Source organism: Pseudomonas sp. LBUM1652 (assembly GCF_059716105.1).
The window spans coordinates 3,388,146-3,405,472 of the sequence record NZ_CP166804.1 but is presented as its reverse complement, the minus strand read 5'-3'; the positions used below and the strand labels follow the sequence as shown (position 1 = coordinate 3,405,472).

Genomic DNA, 17,327 nt, shown 5'->3' with positions numbered 1-17,327 from the left:
ATGTCTTCGCAGTGCACTGTTGTGGCGGCTGTGTGCAGGGCGCCTTCGGGCGAGCTGAGTTTTGGTGTTGTCTCGGTTGACCAATCCTGCACGCGGCCGCCTCCCACTGTTTGGTCACGGTGCTGGCGGTTACTTTCGAAAAAATCGAGTAATCAAAATGCCAATAATTAAAATGCTACAAAACCGCTATCTTCCCCTCCTCAGCAACGTCACCGAACCCCCGACAATGCTCATCGACACCCAAGCCAGCCCGAAAAATAGCTCCCTTTCAGCAGGTTTGTATTGATTGAAAAAATTAATCCTTTATTTTTTTGTGTCTTGCTGTTCAACGGTCATTCCGGCAATTGCGCCATCACCAAATACAGTGCAAAAAAGTACCAGACTGAAACCCATAGCTCGCCGTACGGCTAAGTCACTACACGCATGAGCGTTGCCTTTTATGGTGTAAAGCTCTTGAGCCATATTTAGAAACCCAATTTTTCTGGATAGAAAGAAAGAGGTGGGTGAGTAGCCTTCCATTCAATCGCATATTTTTTTGCTTCCTCAATTTGAGCGGGCGTCATTTTCTCCGCTATTTGAGGTAACTTGCCTTCGACATAAGCTTGAATGTTTCCTCCGCCATCCAGTTCTTTAAGCAAGGATACCAGTGCGTAGCCTTTAACTAGATCTATGGAGTAGCCAACTTTGTCGGGAGTATGGGATAGATACGCACCATAACTTGCAACGGCGGCTTGGTAACCGGTTTTTGCCGCCACTTCCCACCAATGTCGAACACTTTCTAAATCGTTCCGTTGGAAAAGAATCGATATATATTCAATCATCGCTGGGGGGTAGCCACCTTCTGAGGCGGATTTCAGCAACTCCTCCTCAGCGTCCTTCCTCTTCCAAGGAAGTAAAAATGTGCCTTCGCCCTCGGCATAACGATTGGCGAGTAACCACTGTGAAGGTGCATACCCAGTTGCCGCTGACTTTTCCAACCACTTCAAGTCTGCAGTTGCATTGTACAAAATCGCCATTGCTTCGCCATCTCCACTTACGGCGCGAGGAGTTGCGGTTTTTATCAATAGGTCTAACCATTCACTCGGTTTTTTGCTTCCTGGAGGACATTGATTGATGACGGAGCAAAGATCTCCTGAAGTCGTTGCAAGTTTGAACATTGCATAGTAATCGCCCTGGGAGGCTGAAGCCTCATACCATTTTTGTGCCTCTACAGTCATTCGCTGCTTTTGCTGGCGAAGTTCATCTGCTAGATAGAACTGTGCCTCCGAATCTCCGGCCTCTGCGGCAACGCGGAGTTCAGATTCTGCAGGTTTGTATTGCTTGAATAACATTATCCCGCGAATTTTTGCGGCTTGCTGGTAAGGAGTCAGTTGGGCGAGCGTATGTCCAGAAAACAGTATTGTGATTGCAGTGAGAATGTTTATTAGTGTGCGTGACATATTATTTTTCCCCTTCAAGTTGTTGGGGAGGAGCTGTATAGGTTGCTTTTCCACCGGGAACAAAAGTTTTTCCGTAATATTGGACTCGATGGCATGAGCCATCTAATCTGGCTCCTAAAAGCCTCACATGTGATTTGTAGCGCGAGCGCATCTCGTCATTTTCATCGTTGTGTAATCTTAGAACAGCCTCTGACATAAAGTTGTCCATACGCAACCGATTCTCGCAATAATTTTGTTCTGCGCCAGTAGCTGTTTTGGTCCCAAAGCGATTCATGCTCATACAAGCTTCTTCAAATTGTGCTTGAGCAAGCGGTATCGTTCCTTGTGCGTTAGCTTGACGTACGATCAGTCCAAGCATACGCTCAATAGCTTGTTGTTGAAGTAGTTGACACTGGTCTTTTGAGTATGTTTTTGTTTTTGCGCCGCTTCCGCCGTATTCCTCTATCTTAAACTCTTCAGCAGCGGAAATTAGTGTCATGAACATAGGGCCAAGCGCACCAGGGGTTGCTGTTAAGATCCATTGGTCCAGCTCAGTTTGATTACGATAGTTCATAATCGTATGAGCGATCGTCGCCCCTTTTCCTCCGCCGGTTAACGCCTCATACAACGACATTACGATATCAACACCTTGCATGTAAAACATTGCGACTTCAAAGCCATTAGCCCCTAGGAAGTTCAGTTTGTCGATGTACTCGGCAGCTTCATCAGTAACAAAAATCAGCGATTTATCCTGATTTTTGTGCATCTCACGGCGCAGGAGGTTAATCAGGTCAGTGACACCGTCATAACCGACTTCGAACTGGAATTCGCCGCCGGCTCCGGCACCGACAATGACGGATGCCTTGAACCGCATGATGAAGCGGCCTTCGTGCAAGGAAATACCGATGTCTGCTGATGCACCGAGGCCGTATGCGGCGGTGAAACCGGCGGTCAGTCGCGCCAGACTCGACCATTGGCTGGCTTTGGTGCTGTTGACGCTGTTGGCCATTCCTGGTGAAGGCGCGGTGCGCAATGCAGCGATTTCTTTTGGCGGCGCCCAGTTCAAGGCGCCTGTCAGTAGAATCCCTGCCTGCACTCCCGCAAAGAGGTTGAACTGGGCTTTGGCGCCGTCCTCTACTCGAACTTTTGCCGCGTTACCTTCCAGCACCGGTTCGCTTCTCGCGGTTGCAGCGGTTTCATGTGTCGTATCCGGTCGTTTTGCGTCGGTGATTTCCGGTAGGTTCAGGCCGCCTTGTACGTTTGCACGCCCCAACTGCACGCTCGAGGAAAGGAGGAGGGTGGCGCCGGTGTATCCCCAGGCTCTGGCGCCCAAGTGGATCGAGAACCGACCGAGATTCAGGTTTTTGCGGTTTTTCTCATAGTCGAGGTAAGGGATCAGGATGTCTTTGGCCTGATCTCTGCCCGGAAGATCCATTTTCATCAATTCAACTTCGCCACGGGCGAGGTCAATGCCCAGACTCACTTCAGCCTTCGCGGAGGCTTTGAAGTTATCCGCCACACTGAATGTCGGGCCGGTTATTTTGGCGCCGGTGTGGATTGATGGCTGTGGCGGTGTGAGGCAACGCACGAGTTGAGCTTGAGGGCTATTGTCGAACAGGCGCAAGGAGCTTCTGACTTCTTCCTTGAACAGCAACTGACGAAGACGAAGTCCCCAATCCTTGCGGGCTCCGGCATCCTCAAAGGTTTCGACCTTGTAGTTCTTCGACTTCAGGTAAGAGTGGAACATTTCCACATCAAACCAGCCTTTCTCATCAAACCAGTCACTCTGCTGATCTTTGATTGCGAGTGCACCTTCAAGCCGCAGCCACTCATGGAAAGGATTGTCGTCGGTGTCCGACGTTGCTTTCCCGGTGCTGTTCCCCGGAAGTTTCTGCAAGTCTTTACTTGCCTTGGCGCCGATTTCACTCGCGTCCTTTTTCAATACCTTCGTGATGCCTTCGAGATTGAGCAGGCTCAGGTGTTTGACAGGATTGTTGGGGCTATTGAAAAGTGCTACTTCGCGCAAAGGAAAGCCTGCTTTGACCAAGCGTTCTTCCGGTTTCGGCTGAAATTGCTCGGGCTCCCACAGCAGATGTCGCAGCGGCAGGGCTGCGGCCACTGCAGCCTCTGCGTCATCGCGAAGTTGCAGGCGATCTTGCTGAATGCGCTGCCATTCTGCCTGTTCTGCCTCCACGATACCTGCAGGTGCCGCGATGTTTTGCCCGCTGGCGTCAATCCAGGCTTTATATTTCGTGCGGATCTGCTCCGTGAGCTTGATCTGCCGCTGCTCCATCTCGAGATATGCCTTGAATTTCTCGATACCTGCGCTGATGTCGGCAGTTTCAGGAATTAGCGCAAATTCCGGTAGGGCCAGCCCATAGTCGGCAACTTTCAAAATCGCATCGATATAAGCAGCAAAGTCTTTTTCGACTTTTTCGCGCTCGTTGGCGACTTCCTTTAAATAACCACACATCCGGGCTTTGCCATCGATGACGCAGTTTGTGGCGTCCAGATAGGCTTTTTTGTTTTTCTGAAAGTCTGCCTCTTTCAGAGTCGTCAACTTGCCACTCTTGGTGAGCGCAGCGCGGGCTTTCAAGTAAGTCTGCACGCGATTTCTTGCTTCGATCGCCCCTGGGGAAAACAGGTTGCCGCTTTCGTAGGTGTAGCCAGCAATTTTTGCCTGTGCGACCGCAACCGCTTTCAGCTTTTTCCATTCGTTGTAGAGGCGCTGCAGTTTCTGCCCATCAGAGTTGGCTTCAAGCAGGCTCGCTTGCTGTTGATTGGCAAGCTCCCGATTGCGAGCGTATTCGCTTTGGTCCGGCAGTTTGTCCAGCGCTGCGGAGTTTCGAGCCTCTCGGCTGACAGCCTTCAATCGCATAGCCATGGTGGGCTGCGCGATATCGGGTTCCTGAGCCTCGATTTCGAGCATTCGGCTTTTTTGCTCGCCTTGCAGGAAATTACTCAGCTTCGGCTCCAGGAAGTATTCCAGAAGCCCTGCGGTGTTCATCCCCTTGAGTCGTTCTTCTGGAGACTTGCTGGCGCTGATATGTTGCTCGAGTTCATTCATCGCCTCTTTGATCGAACTGGCCGCACGCTTAGGCAACAGGTAAAACATTTTTTCTTTGGTGGCGTAGATCACTTCGCCATATTCCGTCGAGCAGGCCGTCTTTACCTGGTCGAACGCGTTGGAACAACTGTCAGGCGCTTCAGGCTGGGGATCAAGTTCCAGGGCAGGCTTGCTCTCGACAGGTACCGCTGAAGTCGATGGGTTCGCAGCTGGTTTATTGAAATCTACCTTGGGTGCTTTCGAGATATCAGTTTCCATTTCGCTTCCATTCATTCTTTACGGACGGGGTCATCAAGCAGCGCTGATAGCGAGTTGCTGCAGCTGCTGAACTTTGATGAACGACTCTTCCCTGGATTGCAGGATGGCCATTATCTGAGGCTGCGTTTCAAGCAGCGGGCCGTTGGTGATCTGGCCCAGTTTCAGTAAATGACGACCTTCGTAAATGTTGTGGGCAACCAGCACGTTGAGGTTTTCCACGAGGTTGGGCAGTTGTTCGTCGGTGGGTTCGCTGTAGGCTGCGTATTGCTCGTCTGCCCAGTAAACCCATCCGAGATGCTCCTGAACTTTCGGTGCTGCTTTTGGAAGGTCGAACGCTGAGACGTCGCCCAGCCATTCGAGTTCCGAGACGGCGCGCCAACTCAGCCACAATCCGCGATTGCGGCCAAAGTGGACGGGCGCGGGACTGTAGACGTGCTGCCAAGGGCCAAAGAGCTGGTGCGAGTTTTCGCCTGCGGTGTAGGCCAGCGCGGCCCACAGGCTGGGTTTGTGGTAACTCAACAGGCTTTGGCCACCGGAACCGTCGTTGGCGCGCAGCAGCCAGCGGGCGTGAGCGAGTGCTTTGGCTGGATCGTCGGTGACCAGTGCGATACCGGCAAAGTTTTCTTCGCAGAGTTTTGCCGCTTCCGCGGCCAGGCGACTGCCCCACGGTGCGGTCAGCCACAGTGGGCCTTCAGCAGCCATTTCAGCGAAGTCGGTGCTCAGGAAAAGGCCTTGGCAGTGGACTGGCTCGCCAATGCGGTAGAGACGACTTGTAGCCTCTGGCTGGCGGGTGCGATCGATGATGAAGCACAGCGTTGAACCCGAGCTTTCTTTTGGCAACTGCTCGAATTCGTGGCGCGGGGCATCGAGGAGGGCGTTCAGCGCTTTTACATGCATGTGCAATCCTTACGGCTGCAAGCGCCGTTGCTTTGTTTGCCGCACAGCGGCGTGATACCGGACTCGTTCAGGCGCTTGGGGAGGGGAACAAGTACTTTGCCAGCCTTATCCGCATCCGCCACCTTCATCGGCCCCGGCAGCAACGGTGCCGCCGGCGTACCAACCCCCGGCGCACCGCCGGTATTAACCTTCACTTCAGCGCCACTAATCGTGACACCACCCGCATCAACCTTCACAAAACTCCCACCAGCCTTGGCCGTGAGTTCCATGCCACCCTCAATCACAACCTTTTCGCCAGCGTGATAGTGAATCTCCGTCCCAGCCTCAACAAACTGCGCCGTACCCACCTTCACATGCTGTGTCACCGCAACCGTCAGGTGATCATCCGCACGCATTTCGCTTTTGCGATCCAGATGGGTAATCCGGTGTTCCTCAACCTTGAACTCGCTCAGGGTGTTGGCTTCAACCGTGTCGTGCCGTTCATTGCCGACACGAATCTTCTGGTCGTGCTCGATGTTTTCGTCCCAGTCGCGCTGGGCGTGGATGTAGATCTGTTCGACGCCTTTTTTGTCTTCGATGCGGAATTCGTTGTAGCCCTTGCCGCCCGGTGAGCTGAGGGTTTTGAAGGTGCTGCGGGTTTTGTTCGCCGGGAGGTCGTAGGGGACGACGTTTTCCTTGTGGTACAGGCAGCCGGTGACGAGTGGCTGGTCGGGGTCGCCTTCGAGGAAGGTGACGAGGACTTCCATGCCGATGCGCGGGATGGCGAGGCCGCCGTAGGCTGCACCAGCCCAGCCGCTGGCGACGCGCATCCAGCAGGTGGTTTTGTCGTCGCCCTGGCCGTCGCGGTCCCAGTGGAACTGGACTTTGATGCGGCCGTATTGATCGCAGTGGATTTCTTCGCCGGCGGGCCCGGTGACGACGGCGGTCTGGCTGCCGAGGACTTTTGGTTTCTGGTGTTCGAGGGCAGGGCGGTAGTGCGCGTCCCACGGGGTGGCGAGGAAGCTGTTGCGGTAGCCCTGGTGGAAATCGCTTTTGTTGTCGGTGACGTCGCTGGTGACGTTTTCGCCGAGCACTTGCGGTTGTTTGCCTTCGTGGAAGACTTCCAGCAGCAACCACATATCGTTCCACTCGGCGCGCGGGTGTTCGGCGAGGGTCAGGAAGTGGCCGCTGGTGAGGGTCGGCTCGTCACCTTTGCCTTCGGCGAGTTTGTAGTCGCTGCGATGGCGTTCCAGTGCGCGGGTCGAGAGGAACTTGCCGCGCTCGCGGGTGGTGAAGCGGCCGGGGTAGTCGTAATCCTCAAGGTCCGGGGCGAACTCGGATTTGACCGCGCCTTCGGGCAGGATCTTCGGTTTTTCGAAGTCGTAGTCGCGGCGGCTGACGCGGGTGGTACGGGTTTCCAGACGCAGGTTGAAGCGTTTGATCACCGGTTTGTCGGCGCTCATGCCGGAGTCTTGCTGGTAGCTCACAGCTTTGAGTTTGCGGAACACGGTCTGGTCGTCGCCGAACACCAGTTTGTGGCCGCTGCTGCTGTGCTGGAAGTGGAAGTGGATGCCTTCCTCTTCACACAGGCGCTGGATGAAATGCAGGTCGGATTCGTCGTACTGCACGCAGTAATCGCGTTCCGGGTATTCGGCGCTGAGTTGGAAGCTGTAGGCGTCGGCGAGAATGCCGCGATCCTCCAGCACCCGGGCGATGATCTTTGGCACGGTCAGTTGCTGGAAGATCTGCTGGTCGTGGTTGTGCCGCAGGTAGGCCAGTTGCGGCACCAGGCTGATGCTGTAGCGGGTCAGGGTCTTGCCGGAATCGCCTTGCTCGATGCGGTACACCAGGCCATGGATCTTGCCTTCGCCAGTGGCGCCGAAGGTCAGGACGCCGGGCTTGTGCAACAGCTCTTCGAGTTTCAGGTCGGGACGGGCGCTGACCAGTTCGAGGTCGAAACGGAACGGTTCGTTGAGGGCTTCGCGACCGGTGAAGCTAAGGACTTGCAGGTCGGCGTTGGCACCTTCGAGCGTGAGGGTGATGTGGGTTGCGTTGGCGTCCAGCATGCCTTGAATTCCGTCCGTTGAATAAGCAGGAGACGGATGATGGAGGATTAAACCGCCTCATTCAAGGCGCAAATGCCGTAGGAAGGCGCCCCTTGACCCCTAGGGAAAACCCTTAGGCCGGCCTTTTTTTCTAATGAATCCGGGCGTTTGCTGGATTTTTACGACAAAAGTTCAGGTGCAATCAACTGGCCATGCGCTAAAGAATTGCCGGTCAGTTTCAGACTAGAGTCGCCTGTAGCACGTCAAAGCCATCTGCCATCATTGCAACTCACCCCCGCGTGTTCACTTCCTCTCGGCTCAGTATTGACCCGGGACGGGAGCTATTTTTCTGGCTTATTGCGCCTGTGCGCAAACGCTGCATTGTTGGAGTTTTTGATGCGTCCCCCATTTCCCCTCATCACCCCGCGCCTGTCATTGGGCTTCGGAGCCGTTGTGTTGTGCGCCGGTTTTACCGCGCCGGTTCAGGCCAGCGGTTTTCTTGAAGACAGCACGGCGAAAATCGAATCGCGCACGGTGTATTTCAACCGCGATTTCCGTGATGGGCACACGTCCAACGATCAAGGCGCGTCCAAGCGCGAAGAGTCGGCTCAGGGTTTCATTCTCAATCTGCAATCGGGTTACACCGAAGGCACCGTGGGTTTCGGTATCGATGCGCTTGGCATGCTCGGCTTCAAGCTCGATTCCAGCGCCGACAGCAGCAACAGCGGGTTGCTGCCGTCCAGCGGGCAGGACCCGCGCGGTTCGAAGGATCAGTACGCGAAGCTGGGGTTGACCGCCAAAGTGCGGGTGTCCGATACGGTGCTGAAATACGGCGCACTGCTGCCGGATCTGCCGTTGCTCAAGTACAACGACGGGCGTTTGCTTCCAACGATGTTCAACGGTGCGATGTTGACTTCAAAAGAAGTGAAGGATCTGACGTTTATGGCGGCGCGTCTGGACAAGTACACCGCGCGTGATTCCACCGACTCGCAAGACATCCGCGTGCACTGCAAGAACAAGCGCTACGCGTGCAACACCACTGCCGACCATTTCGACATGTACGGCTTCGACTACAAGATCAATGATCGCCTGACCGCGCAGTATCACTACGCGGAACTTGAGGACATCTATCGTCAGCACTTCGTCGGGCTGTTGGGTAATCAGCCTTTGGGCGGCGGTGTATTAAAGGCCGATGTACGCCTGATCAAGAGTGCCGACAGCGGCGCAGAACGGGCCGGTTCCATCGATAACCGCGCGTTGAGCGGCATGCTGTCTTACGCCATCAGAGGCCACACGTTCAGTGGCGGTTGGCAGCGCATGAACGGCGACAACTCGATGCCGTACCTCGATGGCAGCAACCCGTATCTGGTCAACTATGTGCAGGTCAACGATTTCGCCGCCGCGCAGGAACGCTCCTGGCAGTTGCGTTATGACTATGACTTCAAGGCGATCGGCATCAATGGCCTGAGTTTCCTCACTCGCTATGTGAACGGTGATCACATCAAGGTATTGGGCAGCGATCAGGAAGGTAAAGAGTGGGAACGCGACAGTGAGTTGAAGTACGTGATTCAGACCGGCACGTTCAAGGATGTGAGTGTGCGTTTGCGTAATGCGACTTACCGCACCAACTATGAAAAGTTTGCCCGGGATGTGGATGAGACCCGGTTGATTGTGAGTTACAACTTTTCGGTGTTGTAAGCCGTTGGGCGTTTTGCGTCTGAACGGACGCTATCGCTAGCAGGCTAGCTCCCACAAGGAGGACGGCTTAACACACCAACCCTATGTAGGAGCTGCCGCAGGCTGCGATCTTTTGATCTTGTTTGTGAAAATCAAAGTCAAAAGATCGCAGCCTGCGGCAGCTCCTACAGGGGGCCGTGTTATAGCCAATGCCAGAACCGGCTCCAGAACCCGCGATTCAAATCTTCCTTGCACCCGGCATATTGCTGGGCATACATGTCGGAGCGATTCTGCACCTTGCGCGCCGTCGGCATCAGCCAGGCTTTGGCGGCGTAAGTCTTGTTGCGATAGCCGCCCCAGCCTTCGTGGTAGTTGAGGTACTGGCCATAGGCGTCGTATTTGTAGACGCCATTGATCGACGTGGTTTTGTCCATGTACCAGCCGACGAAGTCGATGGCGTCGTCGAAGTCTTCGCGGTCTGCCCAGTTTCTGCCGGTGCTTTTCTGATAGTCAGACCAGACTTCATCCTTGGCCTGGGCATAACCCGAAGCGGTCGACACCCGGCCCCACGGAATTACCCAGAGCAGGTATTTACGCGGGGTCTTGGCGTCGTAACGGTAGCCGGATTCCTGATACATGATCGCGAACGGCACCTGAATCGGCACCCCCCAGCGCTTTTGCGTGACTTGCGCAGCGTCGTACCAGTCACTTTTCTCCCGGAAGATCTCGCAGATGTTTTCCGGCGAACGGGGCGGCGAGGTGCCGCAACCCGTCAACAGCGCCGCGAGTGCCAGTAGTCCAACTGTTTGCCCTGAATTCAAAAGCCGTCATCCGTCATGCGCGAAAAAGGGCGACAGTCTACGCGCTCAGGTCAATTGGTGACGATAGGGCAAATCCGGACCGGTCTTGCTGCACGTCAGCGCTGCGGCTTGCACGGCGAACTTGAGCATGCCGTCGATTTGCTCGCGACCGAGTTGCTGCACGCCATCAACCGAGTCCAGACCGTGCTCGGTCAGCCAAGTGATCAGCGCGGCCTGGAAGGTGTCGCCGGCACCGACGGTATCGGCGATCTTCACCGAGCAGGCTGGCACCGACCATGAGCCATGGGCGCGACTGAACACGGTCGCGCCTTCGCCACCGCGAGTGAGGAAAACGACTTGGCAGCGATGTTCCAGCCAGCCGTCGATGACGCGCTGCGGATCCTGTTCGGGATAGAGCAGGCTCAAGTCTTCGTCGCTGACTTTGATCAGATCCGCCAGTTGCACCAGCGTGGCGATTCGCTCGCGCCACAAGTCGATATTCGGCTCGGGATTGAGGCGTACGTTGGGATCGAGGGTGATCAGGCGTTTGCCGCTTTCACGCTGGACCAAGGCGAGCAGGGTGTCGGCAATCGGCTGCACCACCAATGAATACGAACCGATGTGCAAGCCGCGCACCTCGTCGCCCAGCGACGGCAGATGGCTTGGATTCAGCTGCCGATCCGCACAGCCTTCACCGCGAAAGCTGTAATGCGGCGAGCCGTTGGCACCGACAGCGACCATCGCCAGAGTGGTCGGCGCGGCGAAATCCACCAGAAAGTCCGGGCGTACGCCTTCTTCCTTAAGCACTTGCTGCAAGCGGCGGCCGAGGTAGTCGGTGGACAGGCCGGCGAACAAGGCTGAATCCACGCCCAAACGGCGCAAACCCACGGCGACGTTGAACGGCGAGCCGCCGGCAATCGCCTTGAAATTCACTTTCGATACCAGACCGCTGACGTCGTCTTCGCTGAAAAAATCAAACAGGGCTTCGCCACACACCAAATACATAATTGTTTGCTCTTTATAGGGTTGCGACATGCTGTTGATAGCGTTCATAAGCCTGCTGAAACGCCGCGACATTGGCGGCGACCGGCAGGGTTTCACTGTTCAGGTCGAGCTTCACGCAGCGCTGGCACAGGTCGGCCAGTGTGTCCTCGTGACCGTTCGACCATGACTTGCACCACGCTGCTTGAATCGCTGCGCCAAGGGCGGCAGCTTCGCTTTGTTCAGTGCAGATCACCGGCGTGTTCATGATGTCGGCGACGATCTGTCGCCACACCGCGCTTTTCGAACCGCCGCCGATCAGGCAAATGCTGCGGCTTTGTAAACCATTCTGACGGAGCAAATCCAGTCCATAACGCAGGCCGAAGGTCGTGCCTTCGACGGCGGCGCGGCACAGATTGGCCTGGGTCAGGTTATCCAGCGTCAAACCGTGCAGGCTGCCGGTGGCATGGGGCAGGGCGGGGACGCGCTCACCGTTGAGGAACGGCAGCATGCTCACGCCTTCGGCGCCAATCGGTGCCTGAGCGACGAGGTCGTTGAATTGCTCGAGATCGAGGTCGAACAGGTCGCGAATCGCGCCCGTGGCGTTGGTCAAGTTCATCGTGCAGATCAGCGGGAGCCAGCCGCCGCTGGAGGAGCAGAAGGTCGCGACCGAGGCGTCCGGGCTGACTTTCGGCGCGTCGGCGTAGGCGTAGACGGTGCCGGAAGAGCCGAGGCTCATGGTGATCGCACCGGGTTGAATATTGCCGGTGCCGATGGCGCCCATCATGTTGTCGCCGCCGCCGCTTGCGACCAGTGCGTTGCGGTTGATGCCGAGGTGTTCGGCGATGGCCGGCAGGATCGTGCCCACGGCTTCATGCGCATCGATCAACTCAGGCAACGCGGCTTGCAGGCGACCGCTGGCGTCGATGTCGCGCAGCAGCTGCAAATCCCACTGACGGGTGCGCACGTTGAAATAGCCGGTGCCGGAGGCGTCGCCGTATTCACTGCACGAACGGCCGGTGAGCCAGAAATTGAGGTAGTCGTGGGGCAGCAGGATGCGGACGATGCGCGAAAACACCTCCGGATGCTGCTCTTTGGTCCACAGCAGTTTCGACACCGTGTAACCCGGTGCAATGACCACGCCGAGGCGTTCCAGCGAACCTGCTTCACCGCCCAGATGGCTGAGCAGTCGATCGTTTTCGGCGCTGGTTTCGGTGTCGCACCAGAGCTTGGCCGGGCGCAGGACTTCGCCTTGATCGTCGAGCAAAACCAGGCCGTGTTGCTGGCCGGATACGCCGATGCCCAGGATTGACTGGCCGTCGACATTCGCCGCCAACAGTGCCTGACGGGTGGCGAGTGCGAAGGCTTCCAGCCATTGTTGCGTGGCTTGTTCGCGGCGGCCGTTGGCGCCGCTGATCATGGTGTGCGCGGCGGCGCCTTGGCCGAGCACCTGACCGCTGGCGGCATCGAGGATGATCGCTTTGGTGCCTTGGGTGCCGCAGTCGATGCCGAGGAAGAGTTGTCGGGTTGTCACTGGGATATCCTCAGGGGATCAGGTCTTTCGCGGTGAAGCGATTCGCGAGCAGGCTCGCTCCCACAGGGGGACGCATTTCAAAATGTGGGAGCGAGCCTGCTCGCGAATGGGTCATTAAAGTCACCGCATCACTCAAACCAGAACCCGCTCCAGAGTCTGCGAAACCCCCACCTCGCGCAAGCTGTCACAGCACCACTCGAACGCCGCCACAAACTCTGCCGACTGAGCAATCGCCGTGCCAAAAATCTCTTCAACCCCAAGCAACCGCTGGGTAATCAACGCATCATCCGCCACCAACGCCTGACAAAACGCCGCCCGAGGATCCGGAATCGAATACGTATCGCCATTCTCATCCACGCCTTTCAAGTAAAGCGCCCAGGCCGCGACCACCAACGCCGCGCGTTTGGTTTCCTGGCCATCGGCAATCAACCGATTGATGGTCGGAATGGTGAACTTGGGAAACTTCGACGAACCATCCGAACACACTCGCTCAAGTTGATCGGCAATCGCCTGATTGGAAAACCGCGCCACCAGCGTGTTCTTGTACTCGGTCAAATCGATGCCCGGCACCGGTGCCAGTTGCGGCGTGACATCCAGATCCATGTAAGCGCGCATGTAACGCACGAACAACGGGTCATTCATGGTCTCGTGGACAAAGCGATAGCCCTTCAAAAAGCCCAGATACGTCAGCGCCAGATGGCTGCCGTTGAGCAGTTTGATCTTCATCTCTTCATACGGCGAAACGTCGTCGGTGAACTGCACGCCGACCTTTTCCCAGGCCGGGCGACCGTTGACGAATTTGTCCTCCAGCACCCACTGCACAAACGGTTCGCAAACCACCGGCCATGCGTCGTCTACGCCGTGTTTGTCGGCCAGTTGCAGGCGATGCGCGGTGCTGGTCATCGGCGTGATGCGGTCGACCATGGCGTTGGGGAAACTGACGTTGGCGTCGATCCAGCTGCACAGGTCGCTATTGCGCAGCGTGGCGAATGCCAGCAATGCCTTGCGGGTCACGGCGCCGTTGTGCGGCAGGTTATCGCAGGACATTACGGTGAAGGCCGGAATGCCCGCCGCCCGACGTTTTTCCAGGGCCGCGCACAAAAAGCCGAACACGGTTTTTGGTGCATCGGGATTGGCAAGGTCATGCTGAATCTGCGGCAGATGCGCCATGAATTCGCCGTTGCTGTCGTCGATGCAATAGCCGCCCTCGGTGATGGTCAGCGAGACGATGCGGATCTGCGGATCGGCGAGTTTGTCGATCAACGCCTGAGCGCTGTCTTCGGCCAGCAGCATGTCGCGAATCGCGCCGATCACGCGCACTTCGGTGTCGTCGCTGTCACCCAGTTCAAACAGGGTGAACAGGTAATCCTGTTCCTTTAGATCGTCGCGGGCGCGGCGATCTTCAGCGCGCAGGCCAACCCCGCAAATCGCCCAGTCCAGCGCTTCGCCGGTATTCATCAAGGCATCGGTGTAATGCGCCTGATGCGCGCGATGGAAACCGCCGACGCCGATGTGCGCGATGCCCTGACGGGTGTCGCTGAGGCTGTAGGCCGGCAGTTTCACTTCGGCGGCGAGGCGGTTGAGGTTTTGTTTATTCAGGTTCATTGGGCAAGTCTCGAAAAATCAGGCCGCAGCACGCAGCGGACGGGTCAGTGCCACACCTTCGGCATCGAACAAGTGGCAGTGGGCGGCGTCCAGATACAGGTTCAGTTGCTCGCCATAACGGCTGGCCAGGTCACCGCGCACGCGCATGGTCAGCGCTTCGCCGGCGTTGGTCTTGACGTGGCAGAAGGTGTCGCTGCCCAGCCGTTCGCTGACATCGGCGGTGACTTGCAGGGTGCAGTCCCCCGGTTGCGCCAGTTCCAGATGCTCCGGGCGAATGCCCAGAGTCACGGCGCTGCCGACGGCCAGGTTGGCGGCGTTGAAGGGCAGGGTGATGCGGGTGCCGGCGTCCAGTGCGACTTCGCAGGTTTGGCCATCGACCCGGGCGATCTTGCCCTTGAGGAAGCCCATCTTCGGCGTGCCGAGAAACCCGGCGACGAACAGGTTGGCCGGGTTGTGATACAGGTCCAGCGGCGAGCCGACTTGTTCGATTTTGCCGCCATTGAGCACCACGACTTTGTCAGCCATGGTCATCGCTTCGACCTGATCGTGGGTCACGTAGATCATGGTCGCTTGCAGGTCCTTGTGCAGGCGCAGCAGTTCCAGACGCATTTGCACCCGCAGTGCGGCGTCGAGGTTGGACAGCGGTTCGTCGAACAGGAAGATTTTCGGGTTGCGCACAATCGCGCGGCCGATGGCGACACGCTGGCGCTGACCACCAGAGAGCTGCTTCGGTTTGCGCTCAAGCATCGGCCCCAGTTCAAGAATGCGTGCGGCTTCGCCGACTTTTTTCTCAACCTCGGCTTTCGGTACGCCGGCCAGATCGAGGGCGAACGACATGTTCTTTTTCACGGTCATGTGCGGATACAGCGCGTAAGTCTGGAACACCATCGCCAGATCGCGCTTGGCCGGGCTGACTTCAGTGATGTCGCGGCCATCGAGTTCGATGGTGCCGCCGCTGACTTCTTCCAGGCCGGCGATCAGGCGCAGCAGGGTGGATTTGCCGCAGCCGGACGGGCCGACGAAGACCACGAATTCCTTATCGTTCACCTCAAGGTCGATGCCCTTGATGATGGAAAAACCTTCGAAGCCTTTTTGCAGATTCTTGATTTTCAGGTTGGCCATGGTGGCGCTCCTTTTGTGCTTATTCTTTGAGGGCTATTTCACGGCGCCGAACGACAGGCCGCGCACCAGTTGTTTCTGGCTGATCCAGCCGAAGATCAGGATCGGCGCACAGGCCAGGGTCGACACCGCCGACAACTTGGCCCAGAACAATCCTTCGGGACTTGAATACGAGGCGATCAGCGCGGTCAGCGGCGCGGCTTTCGAGGAGGTCAGGTTCAGCGACCAGAAGGCCTCGTTCCAGCACAGGATCAGCGACAGCAGCACGGTCGAGGCAAGGCCACCCTTGGCGATCGGCAGCAGTACGCGAACCATTTCCTGCCACAGCGTGGCGCCGTCGAGGCGGGCGGCTTCGAGGATGTCTTTGGGGATGTCCTTGAAGTAGGTGTAAATCATCCAGACCACGATCGGCAGGTTGATCAGCGTGTAGATCACGATCAGTGAAATGCGCGTGTCGAGCAGGCCGAAACTCTTGGCCAGCAAGTAGATCGGCATCAGCACGCCCACTGGCGGCAACATCTTGGTCGACAGCATCCACAGCAGCGTGCCTTTGGTGCGCTGGGTTTCGTAGAACGCCATCGAATAGGCCGCCGGCACTGCGATCAGCAGGCACAGAGCTGTGGCGCTGAAGGAAATCACCACCGAGTTCCAGGCAAAGCTGAAGTAGTCGCTGCGCTCGTTGATGTGCAGGTAGTTCTCCAGCGTCGGCGTGAAGATGAACTGCGGCGGCGTGGCGAAGGCGTCGATTTCGGTTTTGAAACTGGTCATCACCATCCAGAAGATCGGGAAGAAAATCACGATCGCGATGGCCCAGGCCAAGGTGCCGAGCAGCAGGCTTTGCAGCCGGCGGGATTGTTGAAGAGTCATGGCGGGCCTCAGGCTTTGTCAGTCAGGTTTTTGCCGATCATCCGCACCAGAATGATCGCGGCGATGTTGGCGATGACCACGGCAATCAAGCCGCCCGCCGACGCCATGCCGACGTCGAACTGCACCAGCGCCTGGTTGTAGATCAGGTAGGCGAGGTTGGTCGAGGCGTAGCCGGGGCCGCCGTTGGTGGTGGTGAAAATCTCGGCAAACACCGACAGCAGGAAGATTGTTTCGATCATCACCACCACGGCAATCGGCCGGGCCAGATGCGGCAGGGTCAGGTGCCAGAAGATCGCGATCGGGCCTGCGCCATCCAGGCGCGCGGCTTCTTTCTGTTCCTGGTCGAGGGACTGCATGGCGGTCATCAGGATCAGGATCGCGAAGGGCAGCCATTGCCACGAGACAATGATGATGATCGACAGCAGCGGGTAGTGCGCCAGCCAGTCCACCGGTTGCGCGCCGAACAGTTTCCAGATGTAGGCGAGGATCCCGGACACCGGATGGAAGATCAGGTTTTTCCAGATCAGCGCGCCGACCGTGGGCATGATGAAAAACGGCGAGATCAGCATGACCCGCACGATGCCGCGACCAAGGAATTCACTGGCCTCCAGCAGTGCGCTGATCAACACGCCCAACACCACGCTGATCAGCAGCACACTGCCGACCAGCAACAGCGTATTGGTGGCGCCGGGCATGAAGCCCGAGTCGGTCAGGAAGTAGGAGAAGTTCTCAAACCCGACGAACTCGTTTTCGCCAGGGTTGAGCAGGTTGTAGCGGATCATCGAAAAGTAAAGGGTCATGCCCAGTGGCACGATCATCCACAGCAGCAGCAGGGCCACCGAAGGGCTGACCAGAAACCAGCCGGGATTGGCTACGCGGTTTTTGCGCTGTGGCTTGGCGAGGTCGATGTGGGCTTTGGCAGTTGAAGTATTCATGGTGATCACAACCGAGTCATACAGACCTATGGAGATCCCATGTGGGAGCGAGCCTGCTCGCGAAAGCGGTGGGTCAGTGCCATGTGTATTGGCTGGAAAGACGCCTTCGCGAGCAGGCTCGCTCCCACAGGAGGCAGGAGCGAGC

12 protein-coding genes are annotated in these 17,327 nt (G+C 57.1%); 1 reads left to right on the top strand and 11 read right to left on the bottom strand.

Going from position 1 to position 17,327, the window contains the following annotated elements; genetic code table 11:
- Positions 1-464: 464 nt before the first annotated feature.
- From ACA069_RS15295 to ACA069_RS15280, 4 genes are read right to left on the bottom strand one after another with little or no spacing between them, the layout of a single operon-like run.
- Entirely contained in the window at positions 465-1,541 is a 1,077-nt protein-coding gene (locus ACA069_RS15295; RefSeq protein WP_497614110.1) for a tetratricopeptide repeat protein, read from the bottom strand.
- The gene (locus ACA069_RS15290; protein ID WP_497614108.1) at positions 1,441-4,743 is read right to left on the bottom strand and encodes a hypothetical protein; all 3,303 of its coding nucleotides are present in this window, start codon (positions 4,741-4,743) and stop codon (positions 1,441-1,443) included. Before ACA069_RS15290 ends, ACA069_RS15295 begins: the two co-directional genes overlap by 101 nt.
- A gap of 33 nt (positions 4,744-4,776) precedes the next feature.
- Positions 4,777-5,640 (bottom strand): DUF4123 domain-containing protein, encoded by an 864-nt coding sequence (locus ACA069_RS15285; RefSeq protein WP_497614107.1) that lies wholly within the window; start codon positions 5,638-5,640, stop codon positions 4,777-4,779.
- Positions 5,631-7,685: a type VI secretion system Vgr family protein gene (locus ACA069_RS15280; protein ID WP_497614106.1), complete on the bottom strand. Its 2,055-nt coding sequence runs from the start codon at positions 7,683-7,685 to the stop codon at positions 5,631-5,633. Before ACA069_RS15280 ends, ACA069_RS15285 begins: the two co-directional genes overlap by 10 nt.
- 375 nt (positions 7,686-8,060) lie before the next feature.
- Here ACA069_RS15280 and ACA069_RS15275 point away from each other — a divergent pair, with 375 nt between their 5' ends.
- Positions 8,061-9,362 (top strand): OprD family porin, encoded by a 1,302-nt coding sequence (locus ACA069_RS15275; protein ID WP_497614104.1) that lies wholly within the window; start codon positions 8,061-8,063, stop codon positions 9,360-9,362.
- A gap of 179 nt (positions 9,363-9,541) precedes the next feature.
- Here ACA069_RS15275 and ACA069_RS15270 read toward each other — a convergent pair whose 3' ends face one another.
- From ACA069_RS15270 to ACA069_RS15240, 7 genes are all read right to left on the bottom strand, one after another.
- Positions 9,542-10,162 (bottom strand): transglycosylase SLT domain-containing protein, encoded by a 621-nt coding sequence (locus ACA069_RS15270; protein ID WP_497614102.1) that lies wholly within the window; start codon positions 10,160-10,162, stop codon positions 9,542-9,544.
- A gap of 45 nt (positions 10,163-10,207) precedes the next feature.
- Positions 10,208-11,146, bottom strand: a complete 939-nt coding sequence (locus ACA069_RS15265; protein WP_497614100.1) for a carbohydrate kinase family protein — start codon at positions 11,144-11,146, stop codon at positions 10,208-10,210.
- A gap of 13 nt (positions 11,147-11,159) precedes the next feature.
- Complete coding sequence (gene xylB / locus ACA069_RS15260) at positions 11,160-12,656, bottom strand: xylulokinase (RefSeq protein WP_497614098.1); 1,497 nt, start codon at positions 12,654-12,656, stop codon at positions 11,160-11,162.
- 132 nt (positions 12,657-12,788) lie between these two features.
- The gene (locus tag ACA069_RS15255) at positions 12,789-14,261 is read right to left on the bottom strand and encodes a mannitol dehydrogenase family protein (protein WP_497614096.1); all 1,473 of its coding nucleotides are present in this window, start codon (positions 14,259-14,261) and stop codon (positions 12,789-12,791) included.
- Positions 14,262-14,279: 18 nt separating this feature from the next.
- Positions 14,280-15,383, bottom strand: a complete 1,104-nt coding sequence (locus ACA069_RS15250) for an ABC transporter ATP-binding protein (protein ID WP_401263972.1) — start codon at positions 15,381-15,383, stop codon at positions 14,280-14,282.
- A 33-nt stretch (positions 15,384-15,416) separates the two neighbouring features.
- Positions 15,417-16,247, bottom strand: a complete 831-nt coding sequence (locus ACA069_RS15245) for a carbohydrate ABC transporter permease (RefSeq protein WP_489879559.1) — start codon at positions 16,245-16,247, stop codon at positions 15,417-15,419.
- Between the two features lie 8 nt (positions 16,248-16,255).
- Positions 16,256-17,182, bottom strand: coding sequence for a carbohydrate ABC transporter permease (locus ACA069_RS15240; RefSeq protein ID WP_489879560.1), 927 nt, complete (start codon positions 17,180-17,182; stop codon positions 16,256-16,258).
- Between the last annotated feature and the right edge of the window lie 145 nt (positions 17,183-17,327).

Coding starts and splice junctions, on each gene's coding strand:
- ACA069_RS15295 (WP_497614110.1), bottom strand. CDS start 1,541: ATGGCTCATGCCATCGAGTCCAATATTACGGAAAAACTTTTGTTCCCG.
- ACA069_RS15290 (WP_497614108.1), bottom strand. CDS start 4,743: ATGGAAACTGATATCTCGAAAGCACCCAAGGTAGATTTCAATAAACCA.
- ACA069_RS15285 (WP_497614107.1), bottom strand. CDS start 5,640: ATGCATGTAAAAGCGCTGAACGCCCTCCTCGATGCCCCGCGCCACGAA.
- ACA069_RS15280 (WP_497614106.1), bottom strand. CDS start 7,685: ATGCTGGACGCCAACGCAACCCACATCACCCTCACGCTCGAAGGTGCC.
- ACA069_RS15275 (WP_497614104.1), top strand. CDS start 8,061: ATGCGTCCCCCATTTCCCCTCATCACCCCGCGCCTGTCATTGGGCTTC.
- ACA069_RS15265 (WP_497614100.1), bottom strand. CDS start 11,146: ATGTATTTGGTGTGTGGCGAAGCCCTGTTTGATTTTTTCAGCGAAGAC.
- ACA069_RS15255 (WP_497614096.1), bottom strand. CDS start 14,261: ATGAACCTGAATAAACAAAACCTCAACCGCCTCGCCGCCGAAGTGAAA.
- ACA069_RS15250 (WP_401263972.1), bottom strand. CDS start 15,383: ATGGCCAACCTGAAAATCAAGAATCTGCAAAAAGGCTTCGAAGGTTTT.
- ACA069_RS15245 (WP_489879559.1), bottom strand. CDS start 16,247: ATGACTCTTCAACAATCCCGCCGGCTGCAAAGCCTGCTGCTCGGCACC.
- ACA069_RS15240 (WP_489879560.1), bottom strand. CDS start 17,182: ATGAATACTTCAACTGCCAAAGCCCACATCGACCTCGCCAAGCCACAG.